Annotated in this window: 20 protein-coding genes and 2 tRNA genes; 13 read left to right on the top strand and 9 right to left on the bottom strand. The window is 72.2% G+C overall.

The window, feature by feature from the left end; all coding sequences use genetic code 11:
- Nucleotides 1-22: 22 nt before the first annotated feature.
- Nucleotides 23-865, bottom strand: a complete 843-nt coding sequence (locus ACZ53K_RS24125; protein WP_468840205.1) for a glycerophosphodiester phosphodiesterase — start codon at nt 863-865, stop codon at nt 23-25.
- Nucleotides 866-1,153: 288 nt separating this feature from the next.
- Here ACZ53K_RS24125 and ACZ53K_RS24120 point away from each other — a divergent pair, with 288 nt between their 5' ends.
- The 3 genes from ACZ53K_RS24120 to ACZ53K_RS24110 all read left to right on the top strand — a co-directional run bounded on the left by ACZ53K_RS24120 (nt 1,154) and on the right by ACZ53K_RS24110 (nt 5,058).
- Nucleotides 1,154-2,857, top strand: coding sequence for a S1C family serine protease (locus ACZ53K_RS24120; protein WP_468840202.1), 1,704 nt, complete (start codon nt 1,154-1,156; stop codon nt 2,855-2,857).
- Nucleotides 2,858-2,898: 41 nt separating this feature from the next.
- Nucleotides 2,899-2,986, top strand: a tRNA-Ser gene (locus tag ACZ53K_RS24115).
- A gap of 272 nt (nt 2,987-3,258) precedes the next feature.
- On the top strand, nt 3,259-5,058 hold the full coding sequence (locus ACZ53K_RS24110; RefSeq protein ID WP_468840200.1) for a D-alanyl-D-alanine carboxypeptidase family protein: 1,800 nt from the start codon (nt 3,259-3,261) through the stop codon (nt 5,056-5,058).
- Between the two features lie 122 nt (nt 5,059-5,180).
- Here the strand turns inward: ACZ53K_RS24110 and ACZ53K_RS24105 are convergent, their stop codons facing one another.
- Nucleotides 5,181-6,092, bottom strand: a complete 912-nt coding sequence (locus ACZ53K_RS24105) for a bifunctional DNA primase/polymerase (RefSeq protein ID WP_468840197.1) — start codon at nt 6,090-6,092, stop codon at nt 5,181-5,183.
- A gap of 232 nt (nt 6,093-6,324) precedes the next feature.
- On the opposite strand from ACZ53K_RS24105, the gene ACZ53K_RS24100 reads away from it, so the two are divergent.
- From ACZ53K_RS24100 to ACZ53K_RS24080, 5 genes are all read left to right on the top strand, one after another.
- Nucleotides 6,325-7,248 carry a bifunctional MaoC family dehydratase N-terminal/OB-fold nucleic acid binding domain-containing protein gene (locus tag ACZ53K_RS24100; protein WP_468840426.1) on the top strand — a complete coding sequence of 308 codons (924 nt, stop codon included), beginning with the start codon at nt 6,325-6,327 and terminating at the stop codon, nt 7,246-7,248.
- On the top strand, nt 7,245-7,679 hold the full coding sequence (locus ACZ53K_RS24095; protein WP_468840194.1) for a MaoC family dehydratase: 435 nt from the start codon (nt 7,245-7,247) through the stop codon (nt 7,677-7,679). Before ACZ53K_RS24100 ends, ACZ53K_RS24095 begins: the two co-directional genes overlap by 4 nt.
- Nucleotides 7,676-8,842: a lipid-transfer protein gene (locus ACZ53K_RS24090; RefSeq protein ID WP_468840191.1), complete on the top strand. Its 1,167-nt coding sequence runs from the start codon at nt 7,676-7,678 to the stop codon at nt 8,840-8,842. The genes ACZ53K_RS24095 and ACZ53K_RS24090 overlap by 4 nt, the downstream gene beginning before the upstream one ends.
- A gap of 150 nt (nt 8,843-8,992) precedes the next feature.
- A complete protein-coding gene (locus ACZ53K_RS24085; protein WP_468840189.1) occupies nt 8,993-9,853 on the top strand; it encodes a DUF1906 domain-containing protein in 861 nt (286 codons plus the stop codon).
- Nucleotides 9,854-10,046: 193 nt separating this feature from the next.
- A complete protein-coding gene (locus ACZ53K_RS24080) occupies nt 10,047-10,580 on the top strand; it encodes a SigE family RNA polymerase sigma factor (protein WP_468840186.1) in 534 nt (177 codons plus the stop codon).
- Nucleotides 10,581-10,613: 33 nt separating this feature from the next.
- Here the strand turns inward: ACZ53K_RS24080 and ACZ53K_RS24075 are convergent, their stop codons facing one another.
- From ACZ53K_RS24075 to ACZ53K_RS24065, 3 genes are all read right to left on the bottom strand, one after another.
- Nucleotides 10,614-11,453: an MOSC domain-containing protein gene (locus ACZ53K_RS24075; protein WP_468840184.1), complete on the bottom strand. Its 840-nt coding sequence runs from the start codon at nt 11,451-11,453 to the stop codon at nt 10,614-10,616.
- A 275-nt stretch (nt 11,454-11,728) separates the two neighbouring features.
- Nucleotides 11,729-11,923, bottom strand: coding sequence for a DUF397 domain-containing protein (locus ACZ53K_RS24070; RefSeq protein WP_468840181.1), 195 nt, complete (start codon nt 11,921-11,923; stop codon nt 11,729-11,731).
- Between the two features lie 10 nt (nt 11,924-11,933).
- Entirely contained in the window at nt 11,934-12,761 is an 828-nt protein-coding gene (locus tag ACZ53K_RS24065) for a helix-turn-helix domain-containing protein (RefSeq protein ID WP_468840179.1), read from the bottom strand.
- Nucleotides 12,762-13,015: 254 nt separating this feature from the next.
- Here ACZ53K_RS24065 and ACZ53K_RS24060 point away from each other — a divergent pair, with 254 nt between their 5' ends.
- The gene (locus ACZ53K_RS24060; protein WP_468840176.1) at nt 13,016-13,480 is read left to right on the top strand and encodes an ATP-binding protein; all 465 of its coding nucleotides are present in this window, start codon (nt 13,016-13,018) and stop codon (nt 13,478-13,480) included.
- An 86-nt stretch (nt 13,481-13,566) separates the two neighbouring features.
- Here the strand turns inward: ACZ53K_RS24060 and ACZ53K_RS24055 are convergent, their stop codons facing one another.
- Complete coding sequence (locus tag ACZ53K_RS24055; RefSeq protein ID WP_468840173.1) at nt 13,567-14,136, bottom strand: TetR/AcrR family transcriptional regulator; 570 nt, start codon at nt 14,134-14,136, stop codon at nt 13,567-13,569.
- 83 nt (nt 14,137-14,219) lie between these two features.
- Here ACZ53K_RS24055 and ACZ53K_RS24050 point away from each other — a divergent pair, with 83 nt between their 5' ends.
- Nucleotides 14,220-15,140 carry an NADP-dependent oxidoreductase gene (locus ACZ53K_RS24050; protein ID WP_468840170.1) on the top strand — a complete coding sequence of 307 codons (921 nt, stop codon included), beginning with the start codon at nt 14,220-14,222 and terminating at the stop codon, nt 15,138-15,140.
- Nucleotides 15,141-15,608: 468 nt separating this feature from the next.
- Nucleotides 15,609-17,261, top strand: a complete 1,653-nt coding sequence (locus ACZ53K_RS24045; protein WP_468840168.1) for a long-chain fatty acid--CoA ligase — start codon at nt 15,609-15,611, stop codon at nt 17,259-17,261.
- Here the strand turns inward: ACZ53K_RS24045 and ACZ53K_RS24040 are convergent.
- The 3 genes from ACZ53K_RS24040 to ACZ53K_RS24030 form a co-directional block, all read right to left on the bottom strand.
- Entirely contained in the window at nt 17,245-17,829 is a 585-nt protein-coding gene (locus ACZ53K_RS24040) for a DUF6886 family protein (protein ID WP_468840165.1), read from the bottom strand. The genes ACZ53K_RS24045 and ACZ53K_RS24040 overlap by 17 nt on opposite strands.
- A gap of 71 nt (nt 17,830-17,900) precedes the next feature.
- Nucleotides 17,901-22,247: a response regulator gene (locus tag ACZ53K_RS24035; protein WP_468840164.1), complete on the bottom strand. Its 4,347-nt coding sequence runs from the start codon at nt 22,245-22,247 to the stop codon at nt 17,901-17,903.
- 193 nt (nt 22,248-22,440) lie between these two features.
- Nucleotides 22,441-22,905, bottom strand: a complete 465-nt coding sequence (locus ACZ53K_RS24030) for an SSI family serine proteinase inhibitor (protein ID WP_468840162.1) — start codon at nt 22,903-22,905, stop codon at nt 22,441-22,443.
- A 312-nt stretch (nt 22,906-23,217) separates the two neighbouring features.
- Here ACZ53K_RS24030 and ACZ53K_RS24025 point away from each other — a divergent pair.
- A tRNA-Ser gene (locus ACZ53K_RS24025) sits at nt 23,218-23,308 on the top strand.
- A gap of 173 nt (nt 23,309-23,481) precedes the next feature.
- Entirely contained in the window at nt 23,482-24,252 is a 771-nt protein-coding gene (locus ACZ53K_RS24020) for an HD domain-containing protein (RefSeq protein ID WP_468840159.1), read from the top strand.
- Nucleotides 24,253-24,331 lie beyond the last annotated feature (79 nt).

Here is a 24,331-nt window from a genome sequence, read left to right as displayed (position 1 = left end):
GGTGCACTCCCTGTGACGGCTGTTACCCGAGACCCAGTTGGGTTCGTACCTGTTTGGGGCGATTGGTAATGATTGCGTCCACTCCCAGGCGTTCACACAGCTCTACATCCGCCTCATTGTTGACGGTCCAGACGTGCACCTGGTGGCCCGCGCGGTGCGCCTTGGCCACGTAGTCGGGGTGGGCGCGGAGGATCCGGACGCCGGGTCCCGCGATGCCCACGCCGGGTGGCAGCCGCCCGTCGCGGTGGCGTGGCGTCAGGAACTGCATCAGGTAGACACCAGGGATGTCGGGCGCCGCGGCCCGTACCCGGTGCAGCGAACGGGCGGAGAAACTCATGACCCGGACGGGCGGCGGCCCCTCGCCCGAGGCCCGGGTATGGCCGAATCTCTCCAGTAGGGCGACCAGCCGCTCCTCCACCTGGCCGGCCCAGCGGGTGGGGTGCTTGGTCTCGATGGCCAGCTCGACCCTGCGGCCCGCGTCGGACACGAGTTCGAGAAGTCGTTCCAGAGTGAGCACGGAGGTGCGTTCGGGGTCCTCGTGCTGGCGGTCCGGTGCCTCCCAGGTCGCATCCTCGTCCTCCTTCCAGGAACCGAAGTCCAGCGCGGCCAGGTCGGCCAGCTCCAGTGCCGAGACGGCGCCGCGTCCGTTGGAGGTGCGGTTGACCCGGCGGTCGTGCACACAGACGAGATGGCCGTCGGCGGTGAGCCGCACATCGCACTCCAGCGCGTCGGCGCCGTCCTCGATCGCTCGGCGATAAGCGGCCAGGGTGTGTTCCGGCGCGTCCTCGGACGCGCCACGATGGGCTACGACGGAAATGCGGGAAGGGCCCGGGGTGCGGTCCCGGAGCGGGTACGCGGTGGTCACCGGGTTATCGTGCCATCGCCCGCGGGAGGGACGCCTTGTGCACTACCTGATCCGCATAACACCAGATGCGCCGTTTTTGTCCGGCATAAAGGATGGGGTGACAGTCACAGGCTCGGCTTACGGCGCCCTGACGCGCGGTGGGAAAGGCTTGCACCTGTGACAGTCACCGGTACCGCCTGCCCGTCGCCCGTACGCCAGGGTCCCGCGCCGCATCCTGGACACCGCACCGCATCCTGAAGGAGACGCCGGGCCGAGACCCGGCACCGTCGCGAAACTGAGGAGAGAGCCGTGAGCACCGAGAACGAGGGCGCCGCCGTCCCGCCGGAGGCCCAGCCGCCGTCGGCGCCCCAGGCGTCGGACAGCGCACCCGAGTCCGGTGCGCGCCCTGCGGACAGCACGGGTGTACGGGACACGGCGGGCGCGCCGGGAGCAGCGGAACCGGCGGGCGCAGGGGCCGCAGCGCCCGCCGCAGGGGCGCACGACGCGCCGGGCGCGCACGACGCTCCGCATGCGCCGGGCGCACACGACGCGCCGAGAGCCGCCTCCGCGCCCCCCGCCGCCCCTTCGCCCACTCCTGCCGCCGCCACCCCGCCCACCGCGCCTCCGCCGCCGGAGTTCGCGCCGACGGCCGGCCAGGCGGGCGGCCCGCACACGCCTCCCCAGCCGCACGCGGGCACCCACCCCCACCCGGGCGGCGAAGGCGCTCCCGACCCCTCCCACCAGACCACGCCGCCTTCGTACGCGACGGCGGCACACGGCGCCTCCTCGGGCGGCTGGGGCGGCCCCCCGCCCGGCTACGGAGGCGGCGGCGCGGGCGGCCCGGACGGCGTGTGGGGCGCCCCGGGCGCGCCCGCGCCGAAGAAGCGCCGCAACGGCGGCCTGGTCGCCGCCGTACTGGTCGCCGCGCTGGTGGCCGGCGGCATCGGCGGCGGCATCGGCTTCTGGGCCGCCAACCGCAGCGACGCGAACTCCACCACGGTCGCCGCCTCCGGCGACCCCGAGGCGCTCAACCGCAAGCCCACCTCCGTCTCCGGCATAGCGCAGAAGGCGCTGCCCAGCGTCGTGACGATCGAGGCGCAGGGCGCGACCGGCGAGGGCGGCACCGGCACCGGCTTCGTGTACGACAAGCAGGGCCACATCCTCACCAACAACCACGTCGTCGCCAGCGCCGCCCAGGGCGGCAAGCTGACCGCCACGTTCTCCAACGGCAAGAAGTACGACGCCGAGGTCATCGGCCGGGCCCAGGGCTACGACGTCGCCGTCATCAAGCTCAAGAACCCCGCCGACGCCGACCTCGTACCGCTGCCGCTCGGCAAGTCCGCGAACGTCCAGGTGGGCGACGCGACGATCGCCATCGGCGCGCCCTTCGGCCTCTCCGGCACGGTCACCACCGGCATCATCAGCGCCAAGAACCGCCCGGTGGCCTCCAGCGACGGCGGCAACGCCACCCCCTCGTACATGAGCGCCCTCCAGACGGACGCCTCGATCAACCCGGGCAACTCCGGCGGCCCCCTGATGGACGCCACCGGCAGCGTCATCGGCATCAACTCCGCCATCCAGTCCGCGGGCAACGGCGGCGGCGGTTTCGGCGGCGAGAGCCAGCAGTCCGGCAGCATCGGCCTCGGCTTCGCCATCCCGATCGACCAGGCCAAGCGGGTCGCGGGCGACCTGATCAAGAAGGGCCAGCCGGTCTACCCGCAGATCGGCGCCCAGGTCATGATGCGCGACACCGGCGACGGCGCGACCATCGCCCGGGACGGCGGCACCGACGGCTCCGCCTCCGTCACCCCGAACGGCCCCGCCGACAAGGCCGGCCTGAAGCCCGGCGACACGATCACCAAGCTCGACAACACCATCATCGACAGCGGCCCCACCCTGATCAGCACCATCTACCAGCACAAGCCGGGCGACAAGGTGACCCTCACCTACAAGCGCGGCGGCAAGGAGCAGACCACCCAGGTGACCCTGGGCCAGCGCACGGGCGACAAGTGACGCGCTAGTCTGATCCCCGCGCGCCGTCCACCGGCGCGCGGGGAGGCTTGCCCGAGCGGCCTAAGGGAACAGTCTTGAAAACTGTCGTGAGGTAACCCCTCACCGTGGGTTCAAATCCCACAGCCTCCGCGGCTCCCAGTGTGAGCGAAGGGCCCCCGACCGGACTCCGGTCGGGGGCCCTTCGCGTGGGCGGGACGGACGGAGTCCGTTCAAGTCTGGTTCGCCGGGAACCAGTGGATTGTCGTTCTCATCTAGATCTCCGGAGCTGGCATCGAGACGAGGAGACACCGGTGGCGGGCGCGACCCCTGACACGTCGAAAAAGCGGGACGAGGAGTCAGAGGGGACGCCACCGGACGGACGCGATCCTCGGGTGGTGATCGCGAGCCCGGCGGGGTTAGAGGTGAAGGGGGCGCCGGCGAAGGCCGAGGCCGAAGCCAAGACGAAGGCTGCGGCGGAAGCCGACGAGAAGGCTGAGGCAAAGACTGGGGCGGAGGCCGACGAGGAGGCTGGGGCGGAGGCCGACGGGAAGGCCGGGGCTGAGGTCGAGCCGGAGGTTGCGGCGAAGGCCGAGGCAACGGCCGATGCGGCGGCTGCGGCCGAGTCGAAGGGCTCCGCAAGCGCCGACGCGAAGGTCTCTCCGAGTACCGACGTGAAGAACGGCCCGGACGGCGACCGAAAGACGCCTCCTGCCGAGGCCCCCGCGGCTGCGGTAACCGCAGAATCCGCGCCCCCGGCCCCCACCCTGTCACCGCCAACCGACCCCACCCCCGCCCCCACCCCCGCCCCCACCCCCAAGCTCGTTCCCAAGCCCGCCTCGAACCCCACCCCCGCCGCGGCACCACCGCCCCCCACCCCCCTCCCCGCCACCGAGCAGACCAAGCAGCAGCCGTTGCCGCCGGTGCCCGCGTTGGATCTGTTGGCGGAGTTGACCAACACCCCGCCGCCGCCCCCGACCCCGCTGCGGACGATCGGCCGTCGGCTCAAGATCTGGACGCCGCTGGTGGTGCTGCTGGTGATCGTCTTTGTCGTCGTGCAGCAGGTCCGGCCGTTGCCCGGCCCGGAGCTGGCGCTGGGGGAGGAGGCGTCGTACACCTTCGGGGGCGGCGCGTTCAAGATGCCGTGGCCGGGGGAGGGGCAGGCGGCCGTACGGGTCGTCGGAGTGGGGGATGTGGGTGTGTACGGGCAGCAGCGGCCCGTGCCGACGGCGAGCGTTGCGAAGGTGATGACGGCGTATCTGGTCCTGAAGGATCATCCGCTGAAGGCCGGCGAGCAAGGGCCGAAGATCACGGTGGATGCGCAGGCCGCCAAGGAGTCGGGGGCCGCGGACCAGTCGCGGGTCCGGGTTGATGAGGGGCAGACGTTCACCGAGTTCCAGATGCTGCAGATGGTGCTCATCCCGTCGGGCAACAACATCGCGCGTCAGTTGGCCCGTTGGGACGCGCGGACCGAGGAGGCCTTCGTCGGCAAGATGAACGCCGAGGCCAAGGCCCTGGGGATGACGGACACCACGTACACCGATCCCAGCGGTTTCGAGGCGAGCACGAAGAGCACGGCGGCCGATCAGCTCAAGCTGGCCGAAGCCGTCATGGGGAACGAGGTCATCCGCAAGATCGTCGCGATGCCGAACGCCGAGGTCCCCGGCCTCCAGGAGCGGCTGGAGAACAACAACAGCCGGTTGCTGATCAAGGGAGCCGGGGTGCTGGGCGTGAAGACGGGGTCGAGCAGCCCGGCCGGCGGCGCGCTGATGTGGGCGGCCCGGCGGACGGTCGACGGGAAGCCGCGGACCATCGTCGGTGTGACGCTGGACCAGCACTTCAAGGGACTGGACCCCGACGCGGGGAACAGCCTGAACCTCGTGCTCGACCGGAGCTACACCATGATCCGGGCGGTGCAGGACGCCATGGCGTCGGCCACCGTGGTCAAGAAGGGGGACGTGGTCGGCCATGTCGACGACGGCCTCGGCGGGCGTACGCCGGTGGTCGCCACCGAGAGCCTGAAGGCTGTCGGGTGGCCCGGCATGAAGGCGGAGTTCAAGATCGACGGCGGCGGCCGTTCCGCCGTGCCGCACGAGGCGAAGGCCGGCACCGTCGTCGGCCGCCTGAGCGTCGGGAGCGGGGCGGGCAGGGCGACGGTGCCGGTCGCGTTGCAGAAGGACCTGGCCGAACCGTCGTTCGGGGCCCGGCTGGCGCGGATCGGCTGACCGGGACCGAGGCGGTGCGGGCTCTGGCAGCGGTGCGTTGCCAGGGCCCTTTTCCGTACCGGTAGGAAGGCAACGGCCGGTACGGATACGGGCACGGGTAGGGATACGGGCACGGGAACGGCTCAGTGCCGGGCGGCGGAGGCGATGGTGGCGCGGGCTTCGCGCTCGGTGAGGCCGGTGTGGAGGGCGGCGGTGGTCAGGGCGGTGGCCATTTCCTGGCCCAGGCCCGACTCGTAGGCGCGGCAGGCGGCCCAGAAGAGGCGGGCGTTGCGCTGGCCGTAGGGGGAAGTGCGGACGAACCGGAGCAGGGCCGGGGCCGGATTGGGGTGCGGGGGAGGGGACGGCAGGGCGGAGGGATGGTGGAGGGGCTGGGGCGGGAGGAGGGCGAGCAGGGCGGCTGGGGCCGGGGTGGGGGTTCGGGGGGAGCCGGGGGCCAGGTGGTACTCGCCGCGGGAGGTGCGGGAGCCGGGGCCGACCAGGTAGCCGCCGGTGCCGCGGATGTCGATGCCCGGGGCCAGGCGGCCCGCCGAGTTGGGTACGGGTGGCGCCGGGGAGCCGGAGAAGTAGAGGTGGCGTCCGCCGGACGGGGTGTGGACGGTGACCGTGGGCGGCAGGGTGAAGTGGTGTTCGGCGGCGAGCAGTTGCAGGGCGGTGAGGCCGTCCGCGCCGTGCTTGGTGTCCAGGTCGATGCCGATGAGGTGGTGCGGGGGGACGCCGCAGGCGATGCCGTACGCGGTGGCCCAGGGCGCGGCCGCGAAGAGGCGGCGTACGGCGAGCGGGTCCGAGGTCGCGTCGTGGATGCCGTGCCCGGGGCGGCCGCAGGCGCCGCGGCAGGGGGCGGGGGCCGGGTCGGCGTGGTGGGGGGAGCGTACGGCGGGCAGTTTGGCGCGGGTGAGCGGGATGACGGAGTAGCCGCGGCCGGCCGCGATGAGGGCGTGGGTGAGGGCGGTGGCGGTGGCGGTGGATACGGATGTGGACGCGGATGTGGCTGCGGATGCGGGTGCGGTTATGGCGGTCGTGTGGGGAGAGGCCATGGCTCTATTTTCGTATGCGCGTTCGATTGAGGGAAGGGGGCGTATCGGTCTCGTTCCGGTCCGGCCGACGCCATGCCGCTCTTGACTTCGCTCGTCCCCTGACGGACAGTCAGGAACTCTCCAAGTAGCAGGCGCGGAGGCCAAACGACGCGTGACGGGTGGCGCGTGACGGGCGACAGGTACGCACAGGCAGGCATGCAGGCATGCAAGCGGGAGGGACAAGGGCGTGGGCGTGAACGCTGCCGGCGACGATCTCTACGTACGGCTGAAAGCCTTCGAAGGGCACGCCGCCGTGACGGCCGGCGAGGGCAAGGACCCCGTCAACGAGCCGATGATCCGCCACTGGTGCGAGGCCATGGGTGACACCAGCCCCGCGTACCAGGGCCCCGATGCCATCGCCCCGCCCACCATGCTGCAGGCCTGGACGATGGGCGGCCTCTCCGGGCACCCGGGGCGCTCGTCGGCGTACGACGCGCTCTTCGCCCTGCTGGACGAGGCCGGTTGTACCTCCGTTGTCGCGACGGATTGCGAGCAGGAGTACTTGCGCCCGCTGCGGCCCGGTGACCGTGTCACCTTCGACGCCGTCATCGAGTCGGTGTCCCCGCGCAAGACGACGAAGCTGGGGGCGGGGTACTTCGTCACGACGCGGATGGACGTACGGGCGGACGGAGAACTAGCCGGTACGCATCGTTTCCGCATCCTCAAGTACGCACCGGCCGGCTCCCGGGAAGCACCTGTCCGCCCCCACTCCCACCCCCATCCCCACCCCCGCCCCGTGATCAACCGCGACAACGCCGGTTTCTGGGACGGAGTCGCCCGCCGCAAGCTGCTCATCCAGCGCTGCACGGCCTGCGCGACGCTCCGCTTCCCCTGGCTGCCGGGCTGCAACAGCTGCGGCGGCGAAGGCTGGGACACCGTGGAGGCCGACGGTTCCGGCACGGTTTTCTCGTACGTCGTCATGCACCACCCGCCCTTCCCGGCTTTCGACCCGCCCTACGCCGTCGGGCTGATCGAGCTGGTGGAGGGCGTGCGGATGGTGGCCGGGGTGGTCGGGGTGCCGCCCGCGGAGGTGGGCGTCGGCATGCCCGTACGGCTGGAGTTCCGGACCGTGGAGGAGGACTTGGTGTTACCCGTCTTCAACGGGAGGCAGCCATGAGGGCCGGTGATGTGCTCCCTTCGCTGACCATCCCCATCACCCGCACCCTGATCGTCGCTGGCGCGGTCGCCTCCCGCGACTACCAGGACGTGCACCACGACGCCGAGGCGGCCAGAGCCAAGGGCTCCCCCGACATCTTCATGAACATCCTGACCACGAACGGCCTGGTCGGCCGCTACATCACCGACTGTTTCGGCCCCCGTGCCGTGCTCCGCAGGGTGGCGATCCGGCTCGGCGTGCCCAACTACCCGGGCGACGAACTGGTATTACGGGGAACACTCCGCTCCCTGGACGGTGACACGGCAGAGGTACGGGTCGTGGGCTCCAACCGCCTCGGCAACCACGTCAGCGGTACGGTCACCCTGACCGTACCCGGCCCGGAGCGTCCCTCCGCCCCTCGCCCGGCCCCCTTTCCGGAGCCCGCCCCATGAGCCTCCACCGCGCGGACACCCTCGGCGGCCGGGCCGCCGTCGCCGGTATCGGTGCCACCGAGTTCTCCAAGGACTCCGGCCGAAGCGAGCTGAAGCTGGCCGTGGAAGCCGTACATGCGGCGCTGGACGACGCCGGGCTGGGCCCCGGCGACGTCGACGGCATGGTCACCTTCACGATGGACACCAGCCCGGAGGTCACCGTCGCCCAGGCGGCCGGCATCGGCGAGCTGTCCTTCTTCTCCCGCGTGCACTACGGGGGCGGCGCGGCCTGCGCCACGGTCCAGCAGGCGGCCCTCGCGGTCGCCGCCGGGGTCGCCGAAGTCGTCGTCTGTTACCGGGCGTTCAACGAGCGCTCGGGCCGCCGCTTCGGCTCCGGTGTGCAGCGCCGCGAGCCGTCCGCCGAGGGCGCGGCGCTCGGCTGGAATCTGCCCTCCGGGCTGCTGACCCCTGCCTCCTGGGTCGCCATGGCGGCCCAGCGGTACCTGTACGCGTACGGGCTCACCCCGGAGGCCTTCGGGCAGGTCGCGGTCGTCGGCCGGCGTCATGCCGCGCGTAACCCCGCCGCGTACTTCCACGGGAAGCCGATCACTCTCGCCGAGCACGCCGCGTCCCGCTGGATCGTCGAGCCGCTGCGGCTGCTCGACTGCTGCCAGGAGACGGACGGCGGCCAGGCCCTCGTCGTCACCTCCCTCGAACGGGCCCGTGACCTGCGGCGACCGCCCGCCGTGATCCGAGCGGCGGCCCAGGGCGCGGGCCGGGCCCAGGAACAGATGACCAGCTACTACCGGGACGGCCTGACCGGCCTGCCGGAGTCGGCCGTCGTGGCGCGGCAGCTGTGGCGGACGAGTGGCCTGCGCCCGGCGGACATCGACGTCGGCATCCTCTATGACCACTTCACGCCGTTCGTGCTGATGCAGCTGGAGGAGTTCGGGTTCTGCGCGCGCGGCGAGGCGGCGGACTTCGTCGCCGCGGGCGGGCTGCCGCTCAACACGCACGGCGGGCAGCTGGGGGAGGCCTATCTGCACGGCATGAACGGCATCGCGGAGGCGGTACGGCAGGTCCGCGGCACCTCCGTCAACCAGGTGCCGGGGGCTGCCGGTGTCCTGGTCACCGCCGGTACGGGCGTACCGACCTCCGGACTGGTGCTGGGAGCGGACGGCTGACCGAAGCCCCCGGCCCACCGATCGCCCGCCCCAAGCCACCAGCCCACCCCATTCGAACGCCACCCCGAAAAGCCCCCCGGAAGGCTGAATGCGTGCGGCCGATGGCGTGTCCGGCGCGCGGCGCACCGTGCCCGCACTTTGACTCCGGGTATGGGATCGACCAAGAAGATCATCCGACGGAGAGCCCTGCGCCCCGCCGTCCTGCTCACCGCCCTGACCGGTCTGCTCGGTCTGCTGGCCACACTCCTCGCCCCGGCTGCCGGTGCGGAGCCCGACCGGGCCGGGCCACGCGGCCCCAACGAGTTCCAGGGCTGGGCGTTCGACACCTGCAAGACGCCCTCGCTGAGCACCCTGCAGGCATGGAAGGGCTCCAAGTACCGTGGTGTCGGCATCTACTTCGGCGGGCGCGGCCGGGCCTGCCCCAGCCAGCCGAACCTCACCCGCGACTGGGTACGTACCGCCCACCGCGCGGGCTGGCGGCTGCTGCCGCTGTACGTCGGCTCGCAGGCGCCCTGTGTGGTCAACAAGCACAAGCGCAAGGTGACCATCGGCAGCGATCCGGTGCAGGTGGGCACCGGCGAGGCGCGGGACGCGGTGCGCCGTGCGAAGGAACTGGGCATCGCGCCGGACAGCGCGCTGTACCTGGACATGGAGGCGTACAGCCTGCGCAACGCTTCCTGCACCCGTAAGACGCTGGAGTACATCCGGGCCTGGAACCGTGAGACGGTCCGCCAGGGGTACGTGCCCGGCTTCTACAGCAGCGCCGACTCCGGCATCCGGCACCTGGAGCGGGCGCGGCGGGCCGGTACGGGGGACCTGCCGTCGGTGATGTGGTTCGCGCGGTGGCACGCCAAGCCGAACCTGTACGGCGAGCCGGAGCTGTCCGCCTCGGCGTGGCGTCCGCACCGGCGCATCCACCAGTACGCGGGCAACGTCGCCGAGACGCACGGCGGGCGCCGCATGGTCATCGACCGCAACCAGGTGGACGCGCCGGTGGCCGTGATCAGGTAGGCCGGCGGTCGACGCGGGGCCCCGGTGCACGGGACCGGGGCCCTGACGAAAGGGGGCGGGCACCCTGACGGGGGACGAGTGGCCGTCCGCCTTTAGGAGGTGGGGCTGGCCCTACCTGTACAACTTGAGAGGGAGGGGTCTTCGGCACCTGGGGGCGATCCGTCACGGCGTCCCTCGCTTCTAGCGTTGGACCATGACCACGCCAGTGTGCACCAGCGCTTCCAGCGCCGCTGTGTTCCCGTCGTTCACGTCGTACGTACGGGCCCGCGGGCCGGTGCTGCTGCGGACCGCCCGCTCGCTCACCGCGAACCCGAGCGACGCCGAGGACCTGCTGCAGACGGCGTTGACCAAGACGTTCGTGGCGTGGGAGCGGATCGAGGACCACCGGGCGCTGGACGGCTATGTGCGCCGCGCCCTGCTGAACACCCGCACCTCGCAGTGGCGCAAACGCAAGGTCGACGAGTTCGCCTGCGAGGAGATACCCGAGCCCGACCCGGTGCCGGCGCCCGACCCGGCCGAGGCGCAGGCGCTGCGGGACGCGATGAGGCGGGCGGTGCTGAAGCTGCCGGCGCGGCAGCGGGCCATGGTCGTGCTCCGCTATTACGAGGACCTGAGCGAGGCGCAGACGGCGGAGGTGCTCGGGGTTTCCGTCGGTACGGTCAAGAGCGCGGTGTCCCGGGCCCTGGCCAAGCTGCGCGAGGACCCGGAGCTGTCGGTGGCGGCGTAGCCAGGGCCTGTCCGCCGCCGCACTCGTACGGCCTCACACCAACCGCACCGCGTCACCCTGCCGGATGCGTCCCGGCCGTACGACCTGCGCGTACACCCCTGCGCAGGGCTGCGGGCCCATGCCCTCCATCGGCATCACCCGGTTGTGGCGCGCGGGCACCCGCAGGGCGTCCGGGTCGCGCGGGAGTCTGCCGTGTTCCAGCGTCGGCACGGCGCAGCGCGGGGTGCGGGCCACGATCCGGAGGGTGAGCTCGTCACCGATGCGCAGTTCGCGGCCGGGCCAGTCGTTCTCGACGAAGCCGGCGGCCTCGGTGCGGATGACGACGTTGGGGCGGTAGCGCTCGGCTTCGACGGTGGTGGCCCGGGGGCCGAGTTCGGTGATCCGGTCGAGGGTGGCGCGGGTGATCAGGTGCAGCGGCGCGTAGTCGAAGAAGGTGCCGGGCGGGGCCTGCGAGGCGATCTCCAGGGTTTCGTTCGCCACCTCGGCGGCCGCGCCGGCGTCCAGCACGTCTTCGGGGCGGGACCGTTCCAGGGTGGCCTTCTCGGGCGGGGTGCCGGTCAGGACGACCGGCTGTCCGAGGTGCGCGGAGAGCGTCTTGTGCACGTGCGCGTCGGTGGACCGTACGGTCCGGCCGGACGGCAGCGTGATCCGTACGGCGTCGTCGATGATCTCGGCCCGCAACTTCAGCAAGTCGCGCCACAGCCGAGGATTCTTCGCGCTGGCGACCTGCCCGGACGTCTGATGCACCAACGCGAGCGCCCGGTCCCCCGCCAGCCCGTGGGCGTCCGCCGAAACGTCCGGAACCTCCTCACCCAGCAGCGATTTCACCGGATAACGCCACAGTGTGGTCACCGTTCCCACCATCGTCCCCATACCTCCAGGCTGCCACGACCGTACGGCGCGAGACTCCTGATTTTCCGGTGCGGTGCGCGCGGAACGCGTGGTAGAGGGGCTGGGGACCTCCCCGTCGCACCTCTTAGGAGAAATCAGCCGACGGGGAGGGGGTGTACGCCGAACCATGCCCTTGCGGTTTCGGTCCTGGAAGCGGCGACGTGGGAAGAACGTAGCGCCGCGGAGCGCTGCGTCGCAAGCATGCGACGGCACATCAATGAGACGGCATATGACGCGAGGTCATGCTGCCGAACGAACTAGATCGCGTGATCGAATTCCCCGGCCTTGACGCCCAGGATCAACGCTTCGAGCTTGGTGCGAGTGGTCGTGATGATTTCGCCCGGATTGTCGCTCTCTCGGACTTCGATCATTCCGTCCTGCGTCCGTATCTCGACGCAATTCCCCGTCGCCTCGGAGTAGGAAGACTTCTGCCAGTTGGTAACAGTGGTCATTCGGTGAGTCTCACATTTCCTTTACGATGCTGCGGATGAGTTCCCGCGACGCGGCAGGGCTGAGCGAGGCGCGCTGGGCGGCTTCGAGAACCGCACGGTACTTGCCCAGTTGGGCCTTGGCGTCCAGGAAAGCCGGACCGTATGCGCTGTCGAGTTGCACGGTGTCGAGTTGCGACACGGGGCCGTCGGTGTAGAGCACTGACTGTGCCGACCCGATGAGTTCTTCTGTGGAGAAGGGAAGTACCTGAATCGTCACGCTCGGCCATTCGGCGACTTCCAGAAGGTGTTCGAGCTGGCCGCGAGCGACGGCCCGACCGCCGTACCTCATGCGCAGGGCCGCCTCGTTGATCACTCCCTCGAAGGGCGGAGGGGTGTCGCGGTCGAAGAGTGTGCGGCGTCTTATGCGCTGCTCAACGCGGGCGTCGAGTTCGGTCTGCGGCAGTGGCGGCAATGCTCCGCCGAAGATCGTGCGCGCGTAGTCGGCCGTCTGGAAGATGCCGGGGATCGTGAGGCTTTGCAGGGACAGGATGCGCCGGGCGTGATGTTCCATCTCCGCGACGTCCAGGAATCCCTGCGGAAGGATGCCTCGGTATTCCTCCCACCACCCTTTGTATCGCTCCTCGGCCATGTCGCAGAGGGCGTCGACCAAGGCGGAATCGCTGGCGGAGTAGAACGAGGCGAGGCGGCGAACTCGCTCCGCGCTGATCCCCCATCGCCCCGATTCCAGGTGGCTGATCTGCGCTTGATTTCCGCCGAGCAGCGCTCCGGCCTCGCGCGCGGGCATCCCTGACGCCTCGCGGAGCTTTCGCAGTTCCGCGCCCAGCCGTTGCTGCCGCATGGTGGGACTGCTTCTTGGTGGCATCGGCCCCTCTTCTGGTCGGCGTTCCCCAGTCTGCCGCGACACGGTCTCACGGGTCTACCTGTCAACGGCACAGCCGAGTCTCATCCTTGTGCCGTCTCATGTATGTGCCCTACCGTCGTGGGAATACCGCGCCGCACGTCGGATCGCCGAAGTGCAGTCACTCGCGCGCCCTTTGGGTGCGTACCTGGGGAGTGGCCAGGCCACGGCAGCGGGCAGCGCGCACCATCGCGTTGGGAGACGTAGCCACGACTCTCGCACCCCCGAAACCAGCCCCCACACCCCCCGTCGCACGCGACTCGTTCCGGTTCGACCTGCTCAACCGTGCCACCGCGCCGGGAATCGCCCGGGCCGTCGTGACCGACCTGATGACCCTGACCGGCAACACCGAACTTGTCGACGACATCCGCGTCTTGGTGAGTGAGCTGGTCACGAACGTACACCTGCACACCGACACGGCCGTCGTACGCCTCGACGTGACCGTGCACCCCACCTCCGTACGCGTGGCCGTGTGGGATGACGCCCCGCGCAGCCGGCTCCTCAGCCTGCCCGCGCTGCTCGACGACGGATCGGGGCGTGGCCTGCACCTGGTCGAAGCCCTGGCGTCGCGGTGGGGCGTCTACCGGCCCAACATCGACACCCGCCGGCGCAAGGGGGTGTGGTTCGCGCTGGACCGGTGCGGAAGCGGCGCTCCGTAACCAGCCACGGCCATGCACAGCGGTCTGCCGGATCAGGCGCCGGAGTGCGGGCGAGCCCGCTGAACGATCACGATGCGATCCGGGCCTCAGCGTACGGCCGCTGCCGCGCGTACTTCGGCGAGGGCTTGCCGGGCCAGCGGGCCGAAGCCCTCGCTGTTGTCGGTGTCGATCCACTGGTCAAAGGCGATCTCCCAGACGAGCATGCCCAGTTTCGCGGCCACGCGCGCGGTCGGGCTCGGGACTCCGCGACGGTTGAGGGCCTCGGTCACTGAGGCGGTGAGGTCGATCCTCTTCAGGGCTTCCCGTTCGCGCAGTTCCGTATGGGCGTTCAGCACGGCATGGCGTCGGCTGCTGAACTCGCGGCGGTCGACGGTGAAGAACGTCCGGCCGAGCGCATCGAGGGCCTCCGCAACCGCGTCGAGCGGCCCGGACCCCGGCGGCGCCGAGGCGATCCCTTCGACGAGCAGACCGGCCACCGTGCCCCCGCCGAAGAGCACCTCGCGCTTGTCCGGGAAGTACCGGAAGAACGTGCTCTTGGTGAGCCCCGCGCGCTCCGCGATCTCGATCACGGTCGTGTCGTCGTAGCCGTTCTCCTCGAAGAGGTCGAGGGCGGCGGCGGCGAGTCGTCCTGGTGCATCGGGTTGCCAGCGAGCCATGAGAGCAGTGTACGGGACTTGGTCCCATCGCTGAGGTAGGGTCGATGAGACCAAGTCCCATCACTGGCCAGGAGAGGTCACCGATGAGTAGAGCTGTCCGTTACCGGCAATTCGGCGGTCCCGAAGTACTCGAACTGCAGGAGATACCCGAGCCGCACGCCGCACCGGACGAGGTGCGCGTCCGGGTCACGGCCGCCGGGCTGAATCCGATGGACTGGCAGATCACCACCCAGCCCGACATGGCGGCGGGGTTCGGCATCACCTTGCCGGCCGGGTTCGGCAGCGACTTCGCCGGAGTGGTGGACGAGGTGGGCGCCGAAGCCACCGGATTCGCGGCCGGCAACCGGGTGTACGGGGCGGCGATTGGCCGGTCCGTCGCCGAATTCGTGCTGGTCAAGACCCCCGCTGCAGACCTGTGGCCCACCCCGGAGGGTATCGGCGACGAGGCGGCGGCCACGCTTCCGGTGTCCGGCCTGACGGCCTGCGCCGCGCTCGACGCGATCGGGCTCCGCGCCGGGGACACCGTCCTGATCGGTGGGGCGGCGGGTGGCGTGGGCATCTTCGCCGTGCAACTGGCGAGGCTCGCGGGTGCCCGGGTGCTCGGCACCGCCTCCGACGGCACGTTCGGATTCCTGCGCGGGCTCGGCGCCGAACCCGTGGCGTACGGCCCCGGCCTGGCGGACCGGGTGCGGGCTCTGGCGCCCGAGGGGATCACCGCCGCAGCCGACCTGTTCGGCAGGGAGACGGCCGAAGCCGCGCTGGGGCTCGGCGTGGCACCTGAGCGGATATCCGTCGTGGCCGACGGCCCTGCCCCGCCGCCCGGTGTGCGCAAGACGGGCGCCCTCGACGCGGGTCCGGGCGCCATGGAACGGGTCGCCGACGCGGTCCGTGCCGGCGAGATCACGGTGCCGATCGCGGCGACCTTCCCGGTCGAACGGATCCGTGAAGCCGTGACGACGCAGGCCGAGAGGCATGTTCACGGCAAAATCGTGATCGCGCTGTGAACCGGCACCAGGTGGACTCGGCGACCAGGATGCGGGCGCGTAGTGCGTAGTGCGTCGTGATCGTTTCGTGGGTTGTTCCTGCGCTCCGAGGCATGATCCGGCTCCATTCGGAGCGCGTGCGTGCCTGTTTGCCTGCCTGCCAAGAGGCTTCCCGGGTACAGCAGGCGCGGTACCGGCCCTTTGGAGTGGTCGAGGGGCGCGCGGGGCGTACGAAACGTGCGGACGCGGCGCGGCGAGCGTCAGGGGCGCGCCCCCGCCCGACATGGCGAAGATGGCCTGATCGACGCTCGTCCCACGCGGGCGCCGGAGCCCCGGCGTACCGCTCACCGGCGGTGTCCGCGGCCCGTCGCGTACCGGTACAACGGCTGAATCCGTCCTGGCAGGGTAGTGACATACCGCGAGGAACACCAGCACAATCGCCAGGAACTTACCCGCGCGTAACAGGCGCACCCTATGGGGAGGCTCCCGGTGCAGAGCACGATGCAAGACGTACCCCTGACCGTTTCGAGGATCTTGACGCACGGCGCGACGATCCACGGAAGGGCCGAGGCGATCACCTGGACCGGTGAAGGCGAACCGCACCGCCGCAGTTACGCGGAGATCGGCGCCCGCGCCGCGCAGCTCGCGCACGCGCTCCGCGACGAACTGGGCGTCGACGGCGACGAGCGGGTGGCGACGCTCATGTGGAACAACGCCGAGCACCTGGAGGCGTACCTCGCCATCCCCTCCATGGGTGCCGTACTCCACACGCTCAACCTGCGCCTCCCCGTCGAGCAGTTGATCTGGATCGTCAACCACGCCGCCGACCGGGTCGTCCTCGTCAACGGCTCCCTGCTGCCGCTGCTGGTACCGCTGCTCCCGCACCTGCCGGGGGTCGAGCACGTCGTCGTGGCGGGGGCGGGCGACCGTTCCCTGCTGGAAGGCGTCCGGCCCAGCGTCCACGAGTACGAGGAGCTGATCGCCGGCCGCGCGCGGCAGTACGACTGGCCGGAGATCGACGAACGGCAGGCCGCCGCGCTCTGCTACACCTCCGGCACGACCGGCGACCCGAAGGGCGTGGCCTACAGCCACCGGTCCCTGTACCTGCACTCCATGCAGGTCAACAACGCCGAGGCGTTCGCACTGGGCGGCAAGGACATTGCCCTGCCAGTGGTCCCGATGTTCCATGTGAACGCCTGGGGCCTGCCGCACGCCTCCTTCATGGCGGGCGCCTCCCTGTTGATGCCCGACCGCTTCCTTCAGCCGGGGCCGATCGCCGAAATGATCGAGACGGTGCGGCCGACCATCGCCGCCGCAGTACCCACCATCTGGCAGGGCCTGCTCGGCGAGCTGGACGCCACCAAGCGGGACGTCACCTCGCTGCGCAACGTCGTCATCGGCGGCTCCGCGTGTCCCCCGGCACTGATGCGCGCCTTCGAGGAGAGGCACGGGCTGCGCGTCGTACACGCCTGGGGCATGACCGAGACCTCCCCGCTCGGCTCGGTCGCGCACCCGCCGGCCGGCGTGAGCGGCGAGGAGGAGTGGGCCTACCGCGCGACGCAGGGCCGCTTCCCCGCCTCCGTGGAGGCCCGGCTGGTCGGCCCCGACGGGGAACACCTGCCGTGGGACGGGGAGTCGGCGGGCGAGCTGGAGGTGCGCGGGCCGTGGATCGCGGGCGCGTACTACGGCGGCGCGGACGGCGCCGACCTGCGCCCCGAGGACAAGTTCAGCCCCGACGGCTGGCTGCGCACCGGTGACGTCGGTACGATCACGCCGGACGGCTATCTGACGCTGACCGACCGGGCCAAGGACGTGATCAAGTCCGGCGGGGAGTGGATCTCGTCCGTCGAGCTGGAGAACCACCTGATGGCCCACCCGGAGGTCGCGGAGGCCGCGGTGGTGGCCGTACCGGACGACAAGTGGGGCGAGCGCCCGCTGGCCGCCGTGGTGCTGCGGGAGGGCGTGCACGTCGGGTTCGAGGAGCTGCGGGCCTTCCTCGGCGAGCGGGTGGCCCGGTGGCAGCTCCCGGAGCGGTGGACGGCGGTGGCGTCCGTACCGAAGACCAGCGTCGGCAAGTTCGACAAGAAGGTGCTGCGCAAGCAGTACGCGGACGGGGAGCTGTCGGTCACGCGGGTGGGGTGAGGCGGCGGCGTACGCGTACGGGAGGGGCCGGAGCCGGGGCCGGCTTCGCGTTGTGCAGGCGGATGCCGCTGAAGCCCAGCGTGCTGGTGATCACGTCGCTCCAGAAGCCCCAGAGGCTGTCGAGCACGCGGAGCTGGATCCCGGCGTCCCGGTGAAGCCGCAGGAGTTCGCCGACCGGCTCCGGCGGGCCCAGTGGCGTGACCGGGCGGGTCGCCACGACGGCGTGCGGCACCGGGTCGCCGAACGGGCGGAAGGGTGCGGCAGGCAGCCGGTAGGCGAAGAGTTCGACGGTGCGCAGCCGCTCCAGCCAGTCGTACTCGATCACGTGCACCCGTTCACCGCCGCCCGGCCCGAGGACGCGCGCACGGTCCGCCGCGGACGTGCCCGGCACGCACCAGGCCATCGCCCGCGGGCACTGGCGCGGGAACCAGTAGTCCGGCGCCCGGTCGCCGTCGACGGCCCAGACATACGCCTCCCGCTGCCGGGCGGTCCGGGCCACATGCGGCACGAAGCGCGTGATCGCGGGATCTTCGGAAAAGTGCAGGACTTCACCGGGGCGGGGGCGCATGGGGTGTTTCTACCGGAGAGGGGCGGTGCACCACCACGGAATGCGCGATGCCGGGTGGCGCGCCGTCCCGCTCAGTTCGTACCGATCTTCGCGAGCAGGTCGACGATCCGCGCCTGCACCTCCGCGCTCGTCGAGCGCTCCGCCAGGAAGAGGACCGTCTCGCCCGCCGCGAGCCGCGGCAGCTGGGCCGGGTCGAGGTCCGCCGACGTGTAGACGACCAGCGGGGTGCGGTTGAGCAGGCCGTTCGCACGCAGCCAGTCGACGATCCCGGCCCGGCGGCGGCGTACCTGCATCAGGTCCATCACCACCAGGTTCGGGCGCATCTGGGACGCGAGGGTCACCGCGTCCGCGTCCGTGGCGGCCCGCGCGACCTGCATGCCGCGCCGCTCCAGTGAGGCGGTCAGCGCCCCGGCGACGGCGTCGTTCTCCTCGGTCAGCAGGACCCGCGGCGGGTGCTGCTCACTGTCGCGCGGGGCGAGCGCCTTGAGGAGTACGGCCGGGTCGGCGCCGTACGCGGCCTCCCGCGTCGCCTGCCCGAGTCCGGCCGTCACCAGGACCGGGACCTCGGCCGCCACCGCCGCCGTACGCAGCGACTGCAGCGCGGTACGGGTGATCGGCCCGGTCAGCGGGTCGACGAACAGCGCCGCCGGATACGCGGCGATCTGCGCGTCCACCTCCTCGCGGGAGTTGACGATGACCGGGCGGTAGCCGCGGTCGCTCAGCGCCTGCTGGGTGGAGACGTCCGGCGCGGGCCAGACCAGCAGCCGGCGCGGGTTGTCCAGCGGCTCCGGCGGCAACTCGTCGTCCATCGGCTGCGGCTGCGGGTCGGTCACCTCGACGGCGCCGTTCGGGCCGTCCAGCGGCTCGGGTCCCTCGCTGCCCTCGTCGGGCGCGGAGACGGCGAAGGCACGCCCCTCCGAGGAGTTCAGCAGGTGCTGCTGTTGCTGCTGTTGCGGTGGCTGCTGCTGTTGCTGTTGCGGCTGGGGCTGCCCCGGCGCGTGGGTGCCGGGCTGCGGGTGCGGCCGGGCCTCGGGGGCGTCGCCCGCGGCCGTACGCTCCCCCTCCTGCGGCGGCTGCGCCAGCTTGCGGCGGCGGCCCGAGCCCGCGGCGGGCGCCGAGCCTCCGGGCGCGCCCGGACGCTGCTGCTCGGCGAGCTGCTGCGAGAACGGCACGCCCTGCCCGAGCGTCCGCACACTGAACGCGCGCCCGTGGGAGTGGCCCGAGGCGGGGCCGCCCGCCATGTCGTCGCCCTCCGCGTCCTCCGGGGAGGCGGGTGCGGGCATGGGCTGTCGGGGGGCGGCCGGGTCCTGTACGGGGGGCTCGGCGGCCATGCCGGGACCGGGGCCCTCGACGGGGCCCCCGGGGGCGGCACCGGCACCGGCACCGGCACCGTTCCCGGGCGTTCCGGCGGGCCCGGGCTGCGGCTGACCGGCCGGGCTCTGCGACGGGACGGGCGGTACGGGCGGGACCGGCCGGCCCGGCTGTGCCGGAGCCTGATCCTGCCCCGGGTTCCGACTCTGACCCTGGCCCTGGCTCTGCGTTCCCTGGCCGCCCTGCTCGGCCTCCACCGGGCTGGGCCGCCCACGCCGCCGCCCGGTCGGTGCGGGCGGAGCGTCCGTGGCCGCCGGAGCGGTTACGGGGCCGGCCGCCGCAGCGGTACCGGGACCGGCCGCCGGTCCGCCCTCGGTGGGGTGCGCCACCAGCCCCTCCGGACCGGCGACGAACGTACCCGTCGACTCCGAATCGGCCATCGCGGCGGCCGCCCGCTCCTCGGCGGCGGCCCGTCGCGCCCGGCGCCGGCCGGTCGGCTCGGGGCCCCACTCGCCTTCGGGCGCGCCCGGCTCGGGCACCGTCCCGGCCGGACCACCGGCCGCGTCCGCCGTACCGGGACGAGCGCGGCGGCGGCCCGTGCCACTGCCCGCGCTCGCGTCCGTACCCGTACCTGTGCTCGTACCGCCCTGAGAGCCGTCGGGCTGACCGGAAGCATGACCGGAAGCCTGGCCGGCGTTCTGCCCGGGCAGGACCGGCAGCGGGGGCAGGGGGGACTGCGGGAGCTGGTCGGCGGCAGCGGGCGGCAGCGCGAAGGCCGAGTGGACGTTACGGGCGGGGGCCTGCGACTGGTTCGGGATGGGGCGTTCGGCCGTGTCGGCCAGCGCCCTGCGTGCCCGGCGCCCGGACGGCGGCACCTGCCCCTGAGCCTGCGCCTGCCCCTGACCCTGCGCCTGGGCGTGCACCGCCTGACCCTCACTCTGCCCCTGCGGGCCGCCCCCGACTGCCGGGAGCGCAGCCCGTTCGGCGCCCTCCGGGCCGCCCTGCTGGACCTGGCGCCGACCGCCCGGCGGTACGACCTCGGCCCCGGCCATGCCCTGCGGCATCCCGGACGCACCGGGCATCCCCGGCCCCGCGCCCGGACGCCCGTCGCCACCCGCACCCGCACCCGCACCCGAACTCGGGCCCGTACCACGTACGCCGGAACCACCCGGTCCCTGCGCCCCGGAAGCATCGGCTTCGCTGCGGGCTCGGGGCACCTGTCCGTTGCCGCTGCCGCTGCCGTTTCCGGCCGCCGCGGTGCCACCGCCCGGCTGCTGCTGCTCCGGCACGTCACCATGCCGCGCCCGGCGCCGCCCGGTCGGCGTGCCCTCGGCCCCACCGTCCGTACGGGACGCACCGCCACCCGCGGCACCAGGCGCACCGGGGCCCCCGGCCCCGCCGGAGCCGGTCGCGCCCGCCTCAGCCCCCTGTCCCTTGCCTCCGCGGACTCGGGCGCCTCCGCCGCCTCCGCCGTCTCCGTCGCTTCCGTCGCTTCTGTCGGCTCCCCGGCCCTGCGGCTGCGTCCCCCGCGCCCGCTCGGCGGGCACCGGCATGACCGTCGTCTCGTTGCCCGTGGCCTCGCGCGCCGGGCCCCCGGCGCCGGTCACCGGCGTGCCACCGGCCGTCACGGGCACTTCGAGTACGTACGCGCTGCCGCCCGCGCCCGGCACCTCGTGCGTCTGCAGCACGCCGCCGTGCTGGCGCACGATGCCGCGCACGATGGGCGCGTGGACCGGGTTGCCGCCGCCGTACGGGCCGCGCACCTCGATCCGTACGACCTCGCCGCGCTGTGCCGCGGCCACCACGATCGTCGAGTCCCCGGAGGCGGCGGCCTCGGCCCCGCCACCCGGCGTCTTGCCCGTGGCGTCCACCCCGGCCACGTCCGCGATCAGGTGGGACAGCGCCTGCGCGAGCCGCTCCGCGTCCACCTCGGCGTCGATCGGCGGCGCGTGTACCGCGAACTGGGCGCGGCCCGGGCCGATCAGTTCGATCGCGCCCTCGACGCCGGCCGCCACGACCGCGTCGAGCGAGACCTTGGCCCGGGTGAGCCGTTCGCCGCCCGCGTCCAGCCGCTGGTAGCTCAGGACGTTGTCGACCAGCGTCGTCATCCGCGCGTACCCGGCGGCGAGGTGGTGCAGGATCTGGTTCGCCTCCGGCCACAGCTGGCCGGCCGGGTCGGAAGCGAGCGTGCCCAGCTCCGCCTTCAGCTCTTCCAGGGGGCCGCGCAGCGACTGGTCCAGTACGGCCAGCAGCTGCGTGTGGCGGGCCGCCAGCGCGTCGTACGGACGCCGGTCGGTGAACGTCATCACCGCGCCGACCAGCTGGTCACCGTCGCGTACCGGAGCGGTCGTCAGGTCCACCGGGACCGAGCGGCCGTCCTTGGCCCACAGCGCCTGCCCGCGCACCCGGTGCTTGCGCCCGGAGCGCAGGGAGTCGGCGAGCGGCGTCTCCTCCCAGGGCAGCGGCGTGCCGTCGGCCCGGGAGTGGTGGATGAGCGGGTGCAGCTCCTTGCCGCCCAGCTCGCTCGCCCGGTATCCGAGGATTTGTGCGGCGGACGGGTTGACGAGGACGACCCTGCCGTCGGAGTCGACACCGACGACGCCCTCGGCGGCCGCGCGCAGGATCATCTCGGTCTGGCGCTGCTGGCGGGCCAGCTCGGTCTCGGTGTCGAGCGTCCCGGTCAGGTCCCGTACGACGAGCATCAGCAGTTCGTCGCCGGTGTAGCCGTTGCGGTGGTCGGCGTACGCGGCCTCGAAGGCGGACTCGTACGGGGTACGGCCGTCCTCCAGGTTCGCGCTGGTCACCTCGACCAGCAGCTCACTGCCGTCGGTACGCCGGGCCACCATCCGGGTGGGCTTCGTACGCGGGCCCTGCTCCTGCTCGTTGTGGCGCCGCATCGAGCCGGGGATGCGCTTGGAGTCGAAGGACGGCAGCAGGTCCAGCAGCCCGCGGCCCACCAGGGCGGTGCCCGGGGCCTCGAAGGTCTCCAGGGCGATGGTGTTCGCGTTGACGACCGTGCCGTTGCAGTTCACCAGCAGCAACGCGTCCGGCAGGGCGTCAAGTATGGCTGCGAGGCGAGCAGCGCCTCGGGATGGCCTGCTGCTCACGACGACGCTTCCTCCCTGCAGTTACCGCACCTTGCCGAGCCCGCCGCCACGTCCGCCGCGGGTCACTGGAAGGGAGTCTACGGGCACCGGATGTGGACGCGGAGACGGATGACGAGGAGGTAATGCCACGGGATTGTGCGACTCACCGCACGCCCGACATGTGCCCCGCGTCCCGAACCGGCCCGCTTCTCCGTCACGAAGCGACCGAGGGCAGCACCGGCACGAAGCGGTTCCAGCGGCTGATCTCACATCCGTTGGCGCGGCTGAACTGGGCGTTGACCGTGCGCCCCGCCCAGGTCCCGGTGATCCGCGCGGTGGCCGGGCCGCCGTACTGCATCGTGCACTTGCTGTCCTTGGGCACGCCCGCGAACAGGTCCTTGCCCCACCGCGCCAGGTTGTCGAGCTTGTCGCAGGCACCGCGCGCGTCGATGTGGGTGCCGCGCGCCGGGTGGCAGTACAGCTCGTACGTGCCGTTCGTGGCCGTCTTGCCGGAGTCGCTGACGGTGATCGTGAGGTGGTCGGAGGAGCGCGCCAGGAGGGGGCGGGGCGCCGCGGCGGACGGAAGCCCGGCGGACACGGCGGCCGGGGCCGTCAGGGCGAGGGCGGCGGTGGCGGTGGTGGCAGCCGTGGCGAAGCGGGACAGCCGGCGGAACGGCATCGCGGACTCCAGGAGGTGCGAGGTACGGGGACAGCGGATACGGGGGCGGTACGCGGGCGTCCCTGCCGGGACCCGACCCGTCCCCGCAGCGTCTAACGCGCCGCCGGGCCCGACGTTGCGCGCGTCCCGCCGCCCGCCGCCATGTTTGAACCCTGTTCGATTCACGGCCCGGAAGCCGCCCGAATCACCTCGTAAAGACCTTTGCCGGTCGGCCGGTCCGCCGAGTACCGTGGGGGTCGATTGGTGACAGCCCGCCGAGCTGTGCCATCATCTGGTCACGCCACATCGCGCTTGCGCGCGGTCGGGGTGTGTGGAGGCGTCGCCTAGTCCGGTCTATGGCGCCGCACTGCTAATGCGGTTTGGGTTTTAAAGCCCATCGAGGGTTCAAATCCCTCCGCCTCCGCTCTGTTCGTTCAGGCCCCGGTCGTCACGACCGGGGCCTGAACGCTTTTCTCCCCCCGGAGCCGTGCACCGAACCCGCCGTACGATCCCACGGCCCATCGGCTCTGCCCCCCCCCGCCACATGTGACCGGAACTCTCCGGGCGCGCCCCCGCTCCCCGGGCGACCCTGGCCCCATGCCCCCCGACATGACTCCAGACATGCCGCCCGACCGGCCCCCTCCGCCCACCCCGGACCAGCCCGCCCCGGACCCATCCACCGCCACCGCCCACCACGCCACCCGCCGCGCGACCCACACCGCCCACACCACCCTCACCCACATCGCCGGCATCCCCCTCCCGGACTCCGCTCTGGCCAGGGAAGCCACCGAGCTGATCCGCAACACCACCGACGAGCTGATCTACCACCACTCCCGCCGGGTCTACCTCTTCGCCGCCCGGCACGGCCGCGAGCGGGGCCTGGCCTTCGACGCGGAGCTCCTCTACATCGCCGCCCTCTTCCACGCCCTGGGCCTGACCGCCCGCTTCCGCGGCTCCCGGCAGCGCTACGAACTGGACGGCGCCGACGCGGCCCGCCGCTTCCTGACCGACCGCGGCGTCCCGCCCGATCGCGCGCGCCTGACCTGGGAAGCTGTCGCCCTGCACACCACGCCGGAGATCCCCCACCGCATGGCCCCGGAGATCGCCCTCCTCGCGGCCGGCGTCGATCTCGACGTACGCGGCACCGGCTACGACACCCTGCCGCCGGAGACCCGCGACGAGATCCTCACGGCCCACCCGCGCCCCGACTTCAAACGCCGCTTCCTCCGCGCCGTCCACCAGGGCATCGCCCACCGCCCGGGCACCACCACCGGCACCGCCGCGGCGGACGTCCTGACCCGCCTCGATCCGGAGCGCACCCGTCCGGACTTCGTACGGATCGTCGAGGACTCCCCCTGGACCGAGTAGTTCCGGCCCGCCGCGATCAGGACGTTTCCGCAGGTCAGAGGGGGTGGGGCAATCGGATTTCGCCTCACGCCGTGGTTCG

It is taken from the genome of Streptomyces sp. NPDC033221 (genome assembly GCF_055577005.1).
The sequence above is the reverse complement of the archived record's forward strand: the minus strand, read 5'-3'. Positions and strand labels throughout refer to the sequence as shown.